The organism is Limimaricola litoreus (genome assembly GCF_024159025.1).
GTDB classification, from domain to species: domain Bacteria; phylum Pseudomonadota; class Alphaproteobacteria; order Rhodobacterales; family Rhodobacteraceae; genus Limimaricola; species Limimaricola litoreus.
Window position 1 is genome coordinate 1 of the sequence record NZ_JAMYXC010000155.1, and the last position, 15,382, is coordinate 15,382.

Sequence of the window (15,382 nt, forward strand, 5' to 3'; positions counted from 1 at the left end):
TTCCACACGGATCTCGCGGAAGCCGAAGGCGGTGGTGTCGAAGATCTTCGAAACTTCGGAATGCTCCGATCCGCCGTTCAGCATGTCGTGGTAGATTGACACCACCTCATGGCGTGCCTCGTCGGGTATCTCTCGCCGCTTAGCTCCCAAGTTCTTGCGCGTCGGCACCCAGAAACGTTCGCGATTTGCGTCGATCAGTTGGACCTTGCCCCGACGGTCTTCGATCTTTTTGTTCGAAAGGAGCCAGATGTAGGTCTGTATGCCTGTGTTATAGAAGATGTCAGTGGGCAGAGCGATGATCGCCTCGATCAGGTCATTCTCCAGGAGCCATCGGCGGATCTCGCTTTCGCCGGAACCTGCGCCGCCGGAGAACAGTGGTGAGCCGTTCATGACAATGCCGATGCGCGATCCCTGCGCGTCGGGGCGCATCTTGGACACCATGTGCTGGACGAACAGAAGCTGACCGTCGGAGATGCGGGGCAGGCCCGCACCGAACCGGCCGGCCATCCCTTGGGTTTCGTGCTCTTCGGTGACCTTGTCCTTGGACTTCTTCCAGTCGACGCCATAGGGCGGATTGGACAGCATGTAGTGGAACTTGTGGGTCGGGAAGGCGTCATCGGTGAGTGTGTTTCCGAAGGCGATGTTCTCGGGATCGTGGCCCGTGATCAGCATGTCGGATTTGCAGATCGCATAGCTCTCCTTGATCATCTCCTGACCGAAGATGTTCACGCGGATCTTGTCGTTGAGCGCGCGCATCTCTTCTTCCCCGATCGATGCCATGCCGCCCGTGCCGATCGTGGGGTCGTAGATCGTGCGGATCACACCCGATCCGGACAGAGCATCATGGTCGTAGGCCAGCAACAGCTCGACCATCAGCCGGATGACCTCGCGCGGCGTGAAATAGTCACCGTTGTCGGCCGCGGAGTTCTCGTTGAACCGGCGGATCAGGTCCTCGAAGAGCTGCCCCATCTCGATGTTCGAGATGGTGTCCGGATGCAGGTCGATCTGACAGAAGCGCTCAAACACGAGGTAGAGGATGCCGGCCTCGTCGAGGGCTTTCAGTTGAGCCGGAAAGCCGAACTTGTCGATGAAGATATCCCGGGCATTGGACGAGAACTTCGTGATGTAATCCATCAGGTTCTCACGAAGCTGCCCGGCGTCCTGGCCGCGCAGGGCTTCGAAGGTGAAGCGGCTGCGATTGTAGATCTTGGCTCGGGGCCCGACGATGCTGGTGAGCATCCTGTCCCGCATCTCGTCGTCGAGATTTTCGGACAGGTTATTGGCCGCTTCAATGACTGCGTCCTTGGTAGGAGCGAGCACGCAATCCAGCCGTCGTAGGACAACGAATGGGAGGATAATCTTCGCGTATTCGGAGGGTTTCGCGTCCCCCCTGAGGAGCTCTGCAATCGACCAGATGAAGGCGCTGAGGTTCGTTGTTTTCTGGTTGGTCATGGTGTCCTTGAAGGTGCTGGATCGTGAGCCCACGGGGCTGCTCTGAGTATTGGTCCGTGTCTCTATGGCCGAAGCAGGCTTCCAAGGACCGTTTTCGTGGTGCGGTGCGCTCATGCTCGCGCCCTTTGAAGTTCCCGGTGAGGCCACGAAGCATCCCGGGCATGTTCAATGCTCTCGAGGATGGTGCGAACCTCGGCCAGGCGGTCCTGCCGGTCCTGGAATGCGGCCACAACCTCGTCCTCTTCCTCAGCAGAGGGAACGGGAATACGGAACTCCTTGAGGTCCTTGATCGAGATGGTTGGGATGCCGGCCCCATAGGCGAGGGATCGCAGGGCTTCCTTGACCGATCCACTGGAGAGGTATTCGTAGAGGGCTACGCTGGAGATCTCGCTCTTCTTGGGGCGCAGGATCATGAACGACTGTCCGGCGGTCCAGAAGCCGCTTTCTCCATCCACAGCTGCCTCCGCAGGCACCAGCGCCACGGATCCGATAGTGCCCTTAACCGAGAGGAGCAGGTCGCCCGGCGCCAGCCGTTGGTTTCGGGCCTTCCGGAGCTGGGCTCGCTCGATAAGGGTCTCCTTCTTGGGTTCCTCCAGAAAGTCGCTGTCGCCGATGTCTCCAGGAACGGCCTCTCGGATCATGAATTCACCGTCTTCTTCCTTGCCCATGGATAGGGGGCGGATCAGCTCTACAACATCCTCCAGATGACGGGCTCTCCGGCTGGACAGGAACGCCTCAACGGCAATCACGGCGGGCGGCAGCAAATATCGCTCCAGGCTAAGGGTGTAGTCTTTCTCTCGGATGGCCGAGACCGGAACGTCTGCCGCAAAACGCTGCTCATCGGAGAGGTTGGCATGTAGCGCTTCGAGCCAGGAGCTCGCAGGTTTGACCTCACGGCGACCACGCACGGTCTTCCCGGCGAAGCGATCATCGGAGAGATTGACGAAGCGAACGTTGAGAGGACCTGTCCCTTCTGATCCAAGCACGAGAAGGCTGGTCGCAATTCCGGTGTGTGGAAACACCATGCCGCTCGGCACCGACAGAACGGCTTGGAGGCGTCCGGACTCCACCAAGGCTTCCCTTGCGATCGGCTCTACGCCGACCCCACGGAACATCATTGCATCATAGACCGAGACCACGACGCGAGGGCAGGGCGACTGGAGCCCGTCAGCTACGGCCACAGGGTCGCTGCTTAGGCGGCGAGACCTCTCGTTCTCGCCGAGGACGGACAGGGTAGATTTCGGGATGTCCGCGCCGGAAGAGATCCTCAGGCCGAAGGGGGACATGATGATCTCCGCATCAAACTGGCCCTCGTCGGTTCGGCTAAACGGATTGGCTGTGACGACATCGAGCTGGGCCTCGATGATGGTCGAGATCATGATCGCGAGTTGACTGGCCGCGTAGTCGGCCGAGATAAAGCGGACGGACTTTCCCTGCTGGCTCAGAAGGAGGGCGGGGTGAAGCGCCGCATCGAAGGCGCATCGAACTTTATCGGCATCGCCAGCGAGCTCAGCGATGCGTTTCGCAGGTAGATGTGAGATCCAGACCACGCCGCGGTCTGCGCGTGCCTGTCGGGAAAGTAAGTCATCGATGGCTGCAAGCCGCTCACTCGGAGATGCGAAGAGGAGAGCTGCACGGCTATCTGCAAGCTCGGCATAGGCATCTGCGTCCTTTAGAGATATCCACTCCCGGTGGGTGCGGTCGGACTCGCTCTCGGGCATGCCCATGTGTAGGGCTGCGTCGTAGAGGAGAACCTCGATGGCTTGGTCAGCAGTGACGCTGCCTCTGAGGCTCTCAAGCGCTTTCCAAATTTCCCTCGATAGGTCTTTCATTTTTTATAAGCCCTTTATTTTCTTGCAGCCGACGACGAAAAGCTTTCGGTGCGGTAGGTGGTGATGAGAACCTCTCCGTCGGAGACAACGGTGACTCCGCCTTTGCTCATTGCCCGCTCGAGGACCTTCAAATCGCGGCGCAGCTGTTGCATGGCCTCATGGCACTCCTTGCGCCCCAAGACCGTCTTGTCTCCCTTGGGCTCGCCGTATTCCAGCGCCAGATTGATGAGTTCCTTGTTGATACCCCGTTGGTTCATACGGGCGTCCATGTGTGTCGTTGTTCGCATGTGATCCCCTTCCTGTTGAGGTATACATACACGATCATAATATACTTTCAACCCCTTATTATGGTTTCTGCCATTAAATATGCGGTCGTCCGCTACTCAGGTGAGTTAGGGAGCGACATGGCATTAGGCGTAGAAGCCGAGACTGCAGCTACGTCTGCTGCAGAGCGCTGAGCTGATTAGCCCATCACTGGACATACCTTGTGCGGACCGAAACCTGTCCGCTTTCTCGTCGCATCCCACGGATGAGAGCGTCGAGAAAGCGGACAGGCTCCCGCCACTACCAGGATCCCAAGAAGATCTTGGCCCTACTCAAACCCCAAGTTCGAAAGGAGGCATCTCCCTCTTGTCACCTGCGGCATCCCGCCAACGGCACCCACTGGGAGGACATCGTGATCGATATCCCGACAGAACCAACGAGCTTTCACCACTTCGCTCAAGAGGAGGCTGCGGCTCTACAGCATGCAGCGTATCTGCTCGGGGGGCATTCATGGCTCCAACGAGCACAAGCCATCCTCAAGGGTCTCCAAGGCCCCCGCCCGATCACCGGGCGGCTATGCCGGGAGATCACAGCACTGCATGAGTTGCTCACCCTCCAGCATGTTGATGCCGACCCTCGGTCTCGCCTCGACACTCTGGACCCAGCATCTCCCTGCCTCGAGAAGATCAGCTGCCTGGCGACTGATCTATGGCATGCCTTCGAGCAGTCTCGACCAGCAGACCGGGACACGTCTGCCTTCCATAACAAGGAGCGCCATCATGACTGATCCGGGCAGAATTCAAGACCCGCTTCAGCGCGCGGTATTCACTGCGCTGAGTGCAGCCGATGCCGTTGCCGCTGCGCTTCAAGGCGCTGCTACAACCGGCGCACTCGCAGAGGCTGATCACAGGCAAACGTTCGATCTTCATCGGGAAATAGAAGCCGGCAACATCTTCGAGCCCGAGCACATTCCGGCCATTCGATCGCTCTCGGCAAGCCTCGAGGCTTCCATCCAAGCCGCCACCATCTCACACTTCCACTATGACGAGTGCGACATGTCTGACGGCCATCAGGAGCATCTGACAGCGCAGGGCCAAGATCTCGTGATCCTTCGCGCCCGGCTGAATGCTCTCGCACATTCCCTTGCGGAGGTGCAGAACCACCGCCGCTCCAAACGGATTGCCGAAAAGCTTCGAAGCTGAGCATTCGAAAACAGGCCGCTGCGCCTAAAACGCGTCGCGGCCTGCATCAATCGATTTCCCCTTGTATCAAACCAGCCTTCGGATTGCAGGGAAATGCCAATATCCTCAGCATGATTACTCTTGCTGACCTCATCACCCTTGGCGACACCGCCGCCGCGGCCGACCAGCCCCTCATCTCCAACTGGATCCAGATACGTGCCGGCATCTACATGTTCGGACGTGCCGCTGGCGGACCGGATCAGGTAGAGATTGCCACCTTCGGTGACCGCTTCCCGTCTCGGTTCGAGGATCTTCCTCCCGACCTCTGCGACCTGATGCCAGGTGCAGGCCCCTACGGGTGGAGCCGCACCGCCATCCTGCGCCTGCTCGCAATGCTGGGGCATAGCGACGATCCGTGGGAGGCGCTGCGCATGATGATCCGCGAAGCGGGCAGACACGACATCGAGTATCACTGGGGTGGCCTCAAAACCCCGGCTGTCGAAGCCGGATTGGCGCCGTCAGACATCCGTGCGGACTGGGTGTGGGGTCTTGATGCCGAGCAAGGCCTGCTCACCGAGGAGCAGCTCCAGCGTCGAAAAGAGCGCGAGGCGCGGCGGGGCATCCCCAATGCCAAGCTCGCTGCCAGCCGCCGCATGCGCCTGCGTCGCGCAGTGGTGCTGTTTGACGAGCTGCACGACATCCCGGCGATCGCCGCGAGCGGGCTGCTGCCGCCTGAGCCGATCGGTGCGCCGCCGCGCTATAACGTGCAAGGACGCACCTACGTCGATTTGCCGCCCACGTTGGCGCGCTACCAGGCGGCTCTGGCAAATCCAGATGGAGACGGCCTGCCGCAGGTTTGGCGCGCCATGTGCGCGTCGGAGTGGTTTGATCCGAAAGACGACCCCTCCGCGGACGACCTTCTGCGTCCGTCCATCTGGGCGATCATCAAGTCGATACCGCTATCTGTCACAGGCTACGCAGGGACGACCTGGCACCAATACACGACTAAGGCTCGGGCAGCATTGCTACCGCATGCCACCAGACCGATCCCCGAGCACCTCCCGGCGAGCTACGAGGCCATGATCGCGAGCAAGGCGGATCGAGCGGCTATGCAGGCCCTTTGGCGGCTGTTGTGCGAGCGCGGCGGCGCCATCATGTCGGCAAGCCCGGACGAACTCATCGATCTCGCGACATGGCGGGATCTCTGGGGCACAGTGCCGGATGGGGTCACACCCGCGACGTGGCGGACCTATCGCTCGACAGCGCGGACAATCCTGGTCCGGCATACCGCCAGTCAGGTCGATCCCTTCCGCGCTCCAATCCGCGCCTGGGCTAATCTCCGGCGTGGGCAGGCCGCACTGGCGCCGATCCGGCAGCGCGCCGAGGACGCCAAATTGCGGCCGATCGACATCACCCCTGAGTGGTTGGCACGGCAGGATTTGTCGGCTGAGCAGCACGCCGAGATCCATGCGGCCCTGCGTGAGATCTACTGCGCGGCTGCGCAGACGCGCTACACGGGACGCGCCGTGGATCCCGCGGACATGGCTTGGCAGACCCTGCGCACCGCTCTCCAGGCCCAAGGGCTCACGACCCGCGAGCTGTGCCGGGTCGCCACGCCCGCGACCAATGATGGCTTGGGTCCTGCTGATCTCACCCCGGCCTGGGCCACCGCCACGGCTGCACAGATGGATCACCGCACACGAGCCAAGTTCGCGATCCAGCTGCGCAATCTCGATGGCCTACTGGGCAACCCGAAGCTGGCGCCGCTGATCTACGCTGCGCCGATCGGCCCGCTGCGGGATGGGCGCAAGCACGGCAAGATCGAGCCTCCAGAGGCCATTATGCGCGAGATGGATGCTGTGACCGCTGCCCATGGGCGCGCGAAATCCACCTGTCGCGAAGCTCTCTCGCTCGTCCGCAAGGTCTGGACGGCCGCGGTTCAGGACCAGGTCAAAATGGAGACGGCCGCCGCCAAGGGCGGCACCAAGTTCGAGACCCTGGAGGATCTGTTGGCCGCGGCACCAATACTGACCATCCCCCAACGCCACCGCCGTCTTGCGGCGCGGTATCTCCGCGACCTTCGGGCCTGTCAGGCATAGGGGGACGCAATCGATACGGTCTTCACGACCGCAGCCTTGGCATGGCCAGGGCTACCTTAGCATATATGATAGTTTATTAGCTATCGTTCAAAAGAGACGATGAAGGATTGAAGCCTTCACGACAACTCTTGACCCTGCAACATACATCTTAGATGATAGTTTATTAGCTATTATAAATGAAGATTGTGGCTTTGAACAAGGAAGCGGATTACGCGTATCGGGTGATGGTCCAAGCAGAGCACGCTTGGGCTGCGGAATTCGCGAATGCGGGTGCAGAGGTCTATGGGCTCAGCCCGCCGCGCGAACGCTATGGCGAGGAGCTGCCATGCCGTCGTCGGGTCATACTCGCACGCAACTCCGAGATCCCAGACATGCGCGCCATGGTGGCGGCACGGCAGTATTACGCCGAGGTCACCGGTATCCTCGAGGATGGTCAGCTGCAAAGCCGCGGCAGGGGATCCCGGGCCGTCAGCCCGATCATGCGCTATGATCCCGATGCGCCTGGCCACCGTGTGCCCCTGTGCCAGGATGACGACGTCATGCGCCATCCCGTCACCGAGGTCGTGCATACAGAGACCGACGCCTATCGCGGCGGGCCTCTCACGATCGAGCAGCTGCTCGAGATGATCGGTGGCAGCGATCCGACGACCACGATCGAGATCGACGGCGTCATTCACCGGCTGCATCACGACGCGCATGGACGTGCGGTTGGCCCGGAGGGCCTGATATTTCGGCAGCGCTCCGGCGCTGCGCATCGCCTCAGTGTGCTCGATGCCGCCGGATACCGGCGCCAGGTGCGCGTGGCGACAGTCCTGGTGGTTGGCGCGCCTGCCGATGTGCATGTGCAGGCCTATGCGCCGCGCCCGCGACGCTCGAAATACGCGGTCGAGTATCGCACGGTAGGCGATATAGCTGTGCAGTGCAGCGGGTCAGACGACGAGCGCGTGCTGACCGCGCTTTTGCCTCGCTAATACCGGCCCGCATGAAGGACGCAGAATATGATAGTTTATAAGCTATCATAAAAATATCGGATTTGGGTTCTGGAGACTCAAACCGACTTGGTTCTCAGTAATGAGGAACCAAGAGAATGACGAAATTAAGCGAGACTGCCCGCACCGTCCTACGCGCCGCTGACGCCGGTCGCCTGGCCGACGCCGCTCGAGCAACGATCAGGGCGCTGATCCAGCACGGCCATGACGACCAGGCTGCCACGGTGCAGCTGGCGATGTCTGAATTCCTGCGTGGCAGCGCAGTGGTGCATATCGAGACGCTGCGCCACTGGGAGGACGTGTTCGAGGCAGCGGGAGACCTGCTGGCGGTCGATCCCGACATTGCACATTGCACCGCCTATCTGGCCGGCTATCTGACCCACCGCGAGATACAGGCCTACGAGCGAGACGTGCGCTACCTGCAGGTGTCGGCCACGGCGATGACCTACGATAACCTCAGCGCCCGGCTCGATGACGCCTACGAGATCCTGGCTGCGCTGCCGACCGTCGCCAACCCCGTCCTCGAGGCGCGGATCAAGCAAGTGGCGGAGTTGCTGAGCGACCTGACCTACGACACCGACCCGGAGCACCTCCTCGAGGCCGGCATCGACCCTGATACACGCGTCGCGGCCGTAGGGGTGGCGGCATGATCGATGTCCTGGAAATCGAGATCGGTATGCGCAGCAGCGTCTGGGAGTTCGCCCGGGAAACTGCGGAGATGTGGCTCTCGGACGAGATGATGGCAATCACCGAGGAGCAGGTGTTGGTGGTCGCTACACCCGCGCACCTCGAGGATGAGGCGATGTGCGAACGGATCATCTCGCTCATCGCCAACACACCGGGGCTCGCTGACAGGGTCGCGGATACCGTGGCGTCCCACGGCGCTGATCCACGCCGGTCCTCCCTCTCGCTCACGATCCGACGTGACGACGCTGCTCCTACAGGGCTTGGGAATCCATGGCGGGGTGCAGAGCGGATGCGCGCCCTGCTTGGTGGTTCAGACTCGGAAATCTACGTGTAGTTCGTCGTAGTCGAACTGCGCGCCCTGGGGGCCGAGTTCGACTAAACCGGCGTTCGCCAGAGCCTGTATCTCGGCATCCACGGCCCTCGCATCCAAGCCAAGCCGGGTGGCGAGTTCCCCGACTGACAGAGTGCCCTGTCCGATAAGGGCCCTGATCAGATTAAGGCGGTGGGGCGTAACTATCCGCAAGAGGAACTCGGCTGAGGTAAAGTTGACGAACGCTCCTTGTGGCTCGCCACCCGCTGCCGCGTTGGCTCGGGCGGCGACCTCCTCCCTGGAAGCGACCGAAAGTGTCAGCGTCTTCATCTCTGGCTGCTTGCCGATCATGCGTTTCGTCTCGGTCGTAGCGGGCCGCCTTGGCCAGAAGCCTTAGGACTCCAAGTCGATGTCGGGATCGACTGTGCCGCGGGCGTTTCGGAAGGCCGCTGGGAAGCTGTCTCCCATGGGGAGCTCGTTCCGAGAGACCGCAATGCCGTCGCCCTCGGCGCGCAGGGCGATCTGGTCGCCTTCCCCAAGCCCCAGGTTTCGGACAAGAGCCTCCGGGATCCTGACAGCGAGCGTAGTGCCCCATTTGTCGATGATCGGCATCCCCAGGCCTCCTGCGCCAGCTCTATGCTATGATAGCACCGTTGCCCGGACAGGAGCCTACGATGACAACGTTCGAGATCATTTTGTCGAGCACTTCGGTTGTCGTGGCGATCGGCGTGTCCGCATGGATGCGGCACCTCGGGAATACCTCAGGCCGGGATCGGCAGGTTGATCCCGAGCGTTTGCAGCGCTTCATCGAGAACGCACCCTACGAGAGGCTCGATAAAGTCATGAAGCCCGGGTGGCGCGATGACGAGAAACAGCAGTCATGATGGCTGCGCAGGACCTGACCCGGCCTGACGGCACGGTTGCGCTGGATGCGCTCCTCGATGCCCTGCAACTGACGGAAACCGACCTCGCCCTCGCTCTCGGCGTGCCTCGGGCCTCCCCGGACACGCCATCGCAGCGTGAGCTGCAGGATCTCGTCGAGATCCTGGCAACCGTCTCGTCATGGGCGGGATCGCTCCCCCAGGCCTTCGCCTGGTTCTCGACGCAGACCCTCCCTTCTTTCGGAGGCAAGACCGCCGCGGATCTGGTGCGCGAGGGACGGGCTGAAGCGGTCAAGTCCTACGCCGCTCGGATGGCCCTCGGCGGCTACGCGTGAGGTGCAGGTGAATTTCCGCATCAACGCTTCGCCGGGATGAAATAGACCTGAAACACGTGTTCCCGCGGGAACACGGGCCACGCTGCGGCCACTGTGGGTCCCGGTGGGGCACCTTGGTTACGCTTGGCTCGCTCCGTGTAGCCAGGAGCGCCCCGCCGAAACACGTGTTCCCGCGGGAACACGGGCCACGCTGCGGCCGCTGGGGGTCCCGATGAGGCACCTTGGTTACGCTTGGCTCGCTCCGTGTAGCCAGAAGCGCCCCGCCGAAACACGTGTTCCCGCGGGAACACGGGCCACGCTGCGGCCGCTGGGGTCCCGATGGGGCACCTTGGTTACGCTTGGCTCGCTCCGCGTAGCCAGGAGCGCCCCGCCGAAACACGTGTTCCCGCGGGAACACGGGCCACGCTGCGGCCACTGTGGGTCCCGATGGGGCATCTTGGTTACGCTACGCCCGCTCCATGTAACCAAGACTACGACTGATCGATCCTCCGCATTGCCGCGGGGTCTCATAATCGCCAGCGGCGCAATCCGGCTTCTTGGTTACGCTATGCCCGTTCGGTGTAACCAAGAAAATCCTCGCCAAGGACCCTTATAATTAGAAAATAAATCAAATACTTGTATTCATCGCCGACCCCGGCGGGCCGCCTTGGTTACGCTATGCCCGTTCCGTGTAACCAAGGTTCAAGGCGCTCCCTCAGGTCTTGTGCCTGGGCAGAAGTAGAGGATTAGGCCACGATATTGGCCGCTTCGGTTACAGCGCCTGCTTCCAAGGCACGGATGACCTTGCAGATGCAGAAACCCGCGACTTCGGACGTCTCGTCCGCGATGCGCTTCTCTCCGCCGTCCCAGAGCAGGTCATAGGCATCACTCATCAGTTCCAGCCAGTGATACAGCGTCTTGAGCGGCCCCAGAGGACCACCGCGCAGAAAATCTCCCATCGAGCGATCGATGGCCTCGGCGTGTGAGACATGGCCGAGCTGATGCAGGGTCTCGATGGTGCACGTAGCAGCCATCACCAGCCTGCCCGCGTCGGCGCTTCGGAAGATTGTGCAATCGTCGTTGTCCAGTTTGGTCATCTCTCGTCCTTGCTCTTGGCCGGGATCGAGATGGATACGTTCGGCCCATCCGAAAAACATTCCCTTTGATGGCCATCACCTCGAGCCTTGCGAGCCATCCGCTTGCGCTGCCGATTTCCGGCTATCCAACCAAATTCTTTCCGGCCTCGGCCGCCGGGACTCATCTCCTGTCTGACACGACAGGAGACCCCGCCCATGCAACATGCCTCGACCACAGAGCCGGCCAGCTGGACCCAGGAGAAGCTGTGCGAGCACCTGAATGTCGAGCGCAGCGCGATCACGAAGATCGTCAAGCGGACCGGCCTTGAATCGATCGGCGGCAAATATCCCTGGCGACGCGTCCTGCGCGCGGTGCATCGCACCGAGGGCTACCTGCTGGCCGAGCATCTGGACGCCCTGAAAGCCCGGCATGCCTCACCTGCCCTGCATGCGATCACGGATCTCGAAGAGGATCTGAAACAGCCGCTCTGGGACTTCGCGCGGATGGCCACCGCGATGGGGTATCGTCCGAACACGCTGTCCAGGAAGATCCGCGAGGGTCGCATCACCCTGCCCTTCCCGGTGATCCAACTCGGCCCGCGGCTGCGGCACTACCGGCCGCTCGACGTCCGGCTTTGGCGCGATGATCAGCTGCTGCTGGATCTCCCCAAACCCATCGATCCGACCCCCACGATCCCGGCGCAGTCGGCCGAGACGCAAGCGCCCGATGATCCCGGCGAGGCGCTCGAAAAAGCGCTTTTCGGGGGGTGACGTAGGGGCCAGCGGAAGCCTGCGGAATAGCCGGAAAAAAGCGAAACCCCCGTTCGTTTCCGGCTCAGGGAAATGAACAAAAGATCCGCTTTATCGGCCGGATAGGCACCCAAAACGCGGTTTAGACGGAAATCACGAGCAGCAAGGACCACCAGATGACGCAGCACTTCTCCCTCTCAAGCGAAACCACCACGACAGCCCGGATCGACACCATGCAGGACGTCGCGGACTGGGTCGTCGCGCAGGCCCCCAACCCTGAGGAGCCGCGCAAGGACAATCCGGTCGGCTACCTGCTGCAAGCGCTGCGCACCCTGGTCTCGCACTGCGCCGGCGCGCCGCTTTCGACCATGCCGGCCGATCCGGCCTGGATCGAGGAGCATTTCCCCAAGGTGGTGAAGGGCGTGCATCCGCGCCCCGAGCTGGGCCAGTCGGTCGGGGTCTATCAGAAATGGCGCGCCGACCTCCTGCGCTCCATCAAGAAGGCGAACGGCGCCGAGGCCGAGGTGAAGGCGCTCCGCGCCCGGAAGGACGGTTGGGCCGATCTCATCGCCGCCGTGCAGCTGCACACCACCACGCACGGCGGCTCCATCCATCCGGCGGCCCTCTCCCCGCTCACCAAGCTCGCCGACATCGCACGCCGGGCCGGAGTCGAGCCTCGGGATCTGGACCAGCCGGACGTCCTCAGCCGGCTCGAACAGGGTTTCCGCCTGCCGCTCGATCGCCAGGATGCCCGGAATGGCCAGGACTTCCTGAACAAGCACGCCTACATCCCCGAGCTCGCGGCCGAGCTGCCGCAGGCGCCGGTGGTGACGTTCCCGATCCTGCGGGCCTACGCACCGATCCCCGAGCACATCGACGCCTTCCTGGTCGGGATGGTCGAGACGGCTGCCAAGCGCGAAGACAAGGTGATGAAGAAGGACAGCCAAGGGGTGGTAGACACCACCAAGTCCGGCTGGCTGTCCGCGCTGCGCCATCACGTCCGCACCCTGCCCGACTGCCCCGCCGAACCGGACCTGGACTACCCCCGACCGATCACCAACCTCGATGGTGTGAATGACGCGGCCGCGCTGTTCGAGGCCGACCACCTCTACGCCAGCATCCGGCGCACCGCGGCGGTGGAACACCTGCCCGGCACGATCATCCATGTCAGCGCCTACGACTATTACTCCGCGATCATGGTCGTGCTCAGCCGCAACGGCCTGATCGACGCCGAGACCTGCTGGGGCATCAAGGACTCCGAGTTCATGGTGGATGGCAAGGCGCTGGCCCACGGCATGACCGCAGCCAACCAGGCATGGTGCGAAAACCTGGTGCAGAATCCCCTGGCCCGGCGGCGCTTCCGGAACTTGCACCGGATCATGCAGGCCAAGGCCAACGATCTGCTGCCGCCGGAGGCCCTCGCCATGCCCCGAAGCGACGCCAAGCAACGCGCGGCCTACCGCGAGTTCGTCACGAGCCAGCTCACCGGCACCCAGTTCGCCCGACTGCGCCAGCTTGGGGTCTGCGCCGCGGCCTGCGCCATCGAGTATGCCGGCCGACCGATCCGCAAGGCTAACTGCCTTGGGCTTCGCATCCACGGCAGCACACGCAACTTCTTCACGCCAACGAAGCACCGTCCCTATTACGGCTTCACTTTGGGCGCCCATGAAACCAAGGCCGGCAAGCAGGAGACTCTCACCAAGCTGCACGATAAGCTGCATGGTCCCCAGGTGTTGCGCTGGTATCTCGACGTGATCCGGCCGCTGTTCGAGCATGCCGAGGCGAGCATCTACCTGTTCCCGGGGGTCACGAAGCCCGGCCAATCGCTCAACCACAAGACCTTCGACACATGGTTCCAGCGCGCGGCCTCCGACGCGGACATGACCATGACCTTCCATCTGTGGAGGCACGGTTACGCCTCGCTCCTGCTCGCGCAGGACTGGGGCAACCTCGCGCACGCCGCGGCAATGCTCGGCAACACGCCGGCGGTCTGCGGCCGCAATTACGCCTGGATCGACGAGCAGCGCCTCTTCCTCGACGGCCAGCAGAAGATGATCGCGAGCGCGGAGGCTGACCAATGACCGCGCGCCACATCCTCCTGCGCCCCGCGCACATGGCGCCCCTGCGGGATCATCCGGCGATCGACGCGATGTCGGATGCCGAACTCCGAGCCCTCGAGGCCCTGATGGGTTTCCGCGCCGATCAGGCGCAGGCTCAGGTCGCGGGCTGCAAGCTGCCGCCCGTGCAGGCTGCGGACATCCAGGCCTTCGCAGAGCTGCGCGACCAGTCGCCGGACGATCTGCTGCACCTGGCCGCGGCGCTCGAGCGTCTCGGGCTCACCCGGTTTCTCATCCCCACGCGCCAGGCAGCCGAGGCGCTGCGGCACCGCCGCGAATTCGCGGGGATCACGAAAGGTTGCAACAGGGACTACAAGCGCCGGGTTTCGGTGCCGGTCGAGGATCTGCCCGCTGACTGGCAGCAGACCCTGCGGCGCCTGCGGCGCGAAGGACTCTCCACCATTGTCCGCATGGAGAGCCGCCTCGGCATGTTCGCCTGGTCCTGCCGGCAGGCCGGTTATCCGGTCGATCTCGGCTGCATCGAGGCGTTGCAGACCTTCTACCAGGATATGCGGAAGCGCTCGATCGACCACCAGAACGAGCAGAACAGGAAGAAAGGCTTTGCAGCCAGCATCGACACGCCCCGCTGGGCCTACCTGCGCGGCGCGTGGGAGGAGCTGCGGCGCTTTGCCCGGGCGCACGGGATGCCGCAGCAGGTCTGGGATACGATCACGGAGACCTACGACAGGCTGACGCGCCTGGAAGAGCAGCAGGAGGCCCTCAAGTTCTCCAAGCTGCACGACGCCGGCACCGCATCGGACCTGCTGCGAGAGGCCGAAGACATGCTGGCCAAGGCCAAGACCTTGAAGGCCGCATCGAAGCGCCACGCCTTGCGCAACCGTGCCGTCGCGATCGCGCTCGGACTGGCTGTGCCGGCCCGACCTGGCGACGTCGAGAAGCACCATGTCCTTGGGAAGGGGATCACCTTCGAGCCGGGACGCGGCGCCTACCGCATCCGCTACGTGCCGGAAAAGACCAGGGGCAAAAGCCGGCGTCCGCTCAACATCCCGCTGCTGCCGTGGTGGAACAAGTTCCTCGACGCCTTGGTCCTCCAGGACCAGGATCCGAGCTACATCGGAGAGCTGCGCGCGAAGGCGATCGCGGAGCAGCGGCCGCTCTACGTGCAATACGACGGCACGCCAGCCGTCTATGCTTGGTATTCCCGCATGTGGGAGATCGTGACCGATACCGGCGGTCATATCGCCCGCACGCTCGTCTATGACGAGATGGCCAGCGAAGGCGAGTTTGGGATCCGCTACGCCCAGGCCGCTGCGCACCATGTCACCGGCAGGATCTCGGCCAAGTATCGCTCGGCGAGGGCTGTCCAAGCGAGCTACGATCTCGCCCACGACACCATGATCGCCATGATGGACGAGGACCACGAGGACGACGACATCTCGGATCTGTTGTGACCGCCGCTACAAAGCTGC

16 protein-coding genes are annotated in these 15,382 nt (G+C 62.7%); 10 read left to right on the top strand and 6 right to left on the bottom strand.

Annotation, left to right across the window (positions count from 1 at the left end):
- From NHG85_RS10220 to NHG85_RS10230, 3 genes are all read right to left on the bottom strand, one after another.
- Positions 1 to 1,452, bottom strand: a 1,452-nt coding sequence (locus tag NHG85_RS10220; RefSeq protein ID WP_253332079.1) for a type I restriction-modification system subunit M, incomplete at its 3' end; no start/stop codon positions are given.
- Between the two features lie 110 nt (positions 1,453 to 1,562).
- On the bottom strand, positions 1,563 to 3,284 hold the full coding sequence (locus NHG85_RS10225; RefSeq protein WP_253332081.1) for a restriction endonuclease subunit S: 1,722 nt from the start codon (positions 3,282 to 3,284) through the stop codon (positions 1,563 to 1,565).
- 14 nt (positions 3,285 to 3,298) lie between these two features.
- Positions 3,299 to 3,553, bottom strand: a complete 255-nt coding sequence (locus NHG85_RS10230) for a hypothetical protein (protein WP_253332083.1) — start codon at positions 3,551 to 3,553, stop codon at positions 3,299 to 3,301.
- Positions 3,554 to 4,327: 774 nt separating this feature from the next.
- On the opposite strand from NHG85_RS10230, the gene NHG85_RS10235 reads away from it, so the two are divergent.
- The 5 genes from NHG85_RS10235 (at position 4,328) to NHG85_RS10255 (ending at position 8,838) form a co-directional block, all read left to right on the top strand.
- Positions 4,328 to 4,750 (top strand): hypothetical protein, encoded by a 423-nt coding sequence (locus NHG85_RS10235; RefSeq protein WP_253332085.1) that lies wholly within the window; start codon positions 4,328 to 4,330, stop codon positions 4,748 to 4,750.
- A 110-nt stretch (positions 4,751 to 4,860) separates the two neighbouring features.
- Positions 4,861 to 6,828, top strand: coding sequence for a hypothetical protein (locus tag NHG85_RS10240; RefSeq protein WP_253332087.1), 1,968 nt, complete (start codon positions 4,861 to 4,863; stop codon positions 6,826 to 6,828).
- A 176-nt stretch (positions 6,829 to 7,004) separates the two neighbouring features.
- Positions 7,005 to 7,799, top strand: coding sequence for a hypothetical protein (locus NHG85_RS10245; RefSeq protein ID WP_253332089.1), 795 nt, complete (start codon positions 7,005 to 7,007; stop codon positions 7,797 to 7,799).
- Between the two features lie 116 nt (positions 7,800 to 7,915).
- A complete protein-coding gene (locus NHG85_RS10250) occupies positions 7,916 to 8,467 on the top strand; it encodes a hypothetical protein (RefSeq protein WP_253332091.1) in 552 nt (183 codons plus the stop codon).
- The gene (locus tag NHG85_RS10255; protein WP_253332093.1) at positions 8,464 to 8,838 is read left to right on the top strand and encodes a hypothetical protein; all 375 of its coding nucleotides are present in this window, start codon (positions 8,464 to 8,466) and stop codon (positions 8,836 to 8,838) included. The genes NHG85_RS10250 and NHG85_RS10255 overlap by 4 nt, the downstream gene beginning before the upstream one ends.
- Here the strand turns inward: NHG85_RS10255 and NHG85_RS10260 are convergent.
- Both NHG85_RS10260 and NHG85_RS10265 read right to left on the bottom strand, forming a co-directional pair.
- A complete protein-coding gene (locus NHG85_RS10260; RefSeq protein WP_253332095.1) occupies positions 8,815 to 9,144 on the bottom strand; it encodes an HVO_A0114 family putative DNA-binding protein in 330 nt (109 codons plus the stop codon). The two genes, NHG85_RS10255 and NHG85_RS10260, sit on opposite strands and share 24 nt — an antisense overlap.
- 63 nt (positions 9,145 to 9,207) lie before the next feature.
- Positions 9,208 to 9,426, bottom strand: a complete 219-nt coding sequence (locus NHG85_RS10265; RefSeq protein ID WP_253332097.1) for an AbrB/MazE/SpoVT family DNA-binding domain-containing protein — start codon at positions 9,424 to 9,426, stop codon at positions 9,208 to 9,210.
- 62 nt (positions 9,427 to 9,488) lie between these two features.
- On the opposite strand from NHG85_RS10265, the gene NHG85_RS10270 reads away from it, so the two are divergent.
- On the top strand, positions 9,489 to 9,698 hold the full coding sequence (locus NHG85_RS10270; protein WP_253332099.1) for a hypothetical protein: 210 nt from the start codon (positions 9,489 to 9,491) through the stop codon (positions 9,696 to 9,698).
- Positions 9,698 to 10,030 (top strand): hypothetical protein, encoded by a 333-nt coding sequence (locus NHG85_RS10275; protein WP_253332101.1) that lies wholly within the window; start codon positions 9,698 to 9,700, stop codon positions 10,028 to 10,030. The genes NHG85_RS10270 and NHG85_RS10275 overlap by 1 nt, the downstream gene beginning before the upstream one ends.
- A 725-nt stretch (positions 10,031 to 10,755) precedes the next feature.
- Here NHG85_RS10275 and NHG85_RS10280 read toward each other — a convergent pair.
- Entirely contained in the window at positions 10,756 to 11,106 is a 351-nt protein-coding gene (locus tag NHG85_RS10280) for a type III secretion system chaperone family protein (RefSeq protein ID WP_253332103.1), read from the bottom strand.
- Positions 11,107 to 11,301: 195 nt separating this feature from the next.
- Between NHG85_RS10280 and NHG85_RS10285 the strand changes: the two genes are divergently transcribed.
- From NHG85_RS10285 to NHG85_RS10295, 3 genes are all read left to right on the top strand, one after another.
- Complete coding sequence (locus tag NHG85_RS10285; RefSeq protein ID WP_253332105.1) at positions 11,302 to 11,856, top strand: hypothetical protein; 555 nt, start codon at positions 11,302 to 11,304, stop codon at positions 11,854 to 11,856.
- Between the two features lie 155 nt (positions 11,857 to 12,011).
- Complete coding sequence (locus NHG85_RS10290; RefSeq protein ID WP_253332107.1) at positions 12,012 to 13,916, top strand: site-specific integrase; 1,905 nt, start codon at positions 12,012 to 12,014, stop codon at positions 13,914 to 13,916.
- Entirely contained in the window at positions 13,913 to 15,364 is a 1,452-nt protein-coding gene (locus tag NHG85_RS10295) for a hypothetical protein (protein WP_253332109.1), read from the top strand. Before NHG85_RS10290 ends, NHG85_RS10295 begins: the two co-directional genes overlap by 4 nt.
- The last annotated feature ends 18 nt before the right edge of the window (positions 15,365 to 15,382 follow it).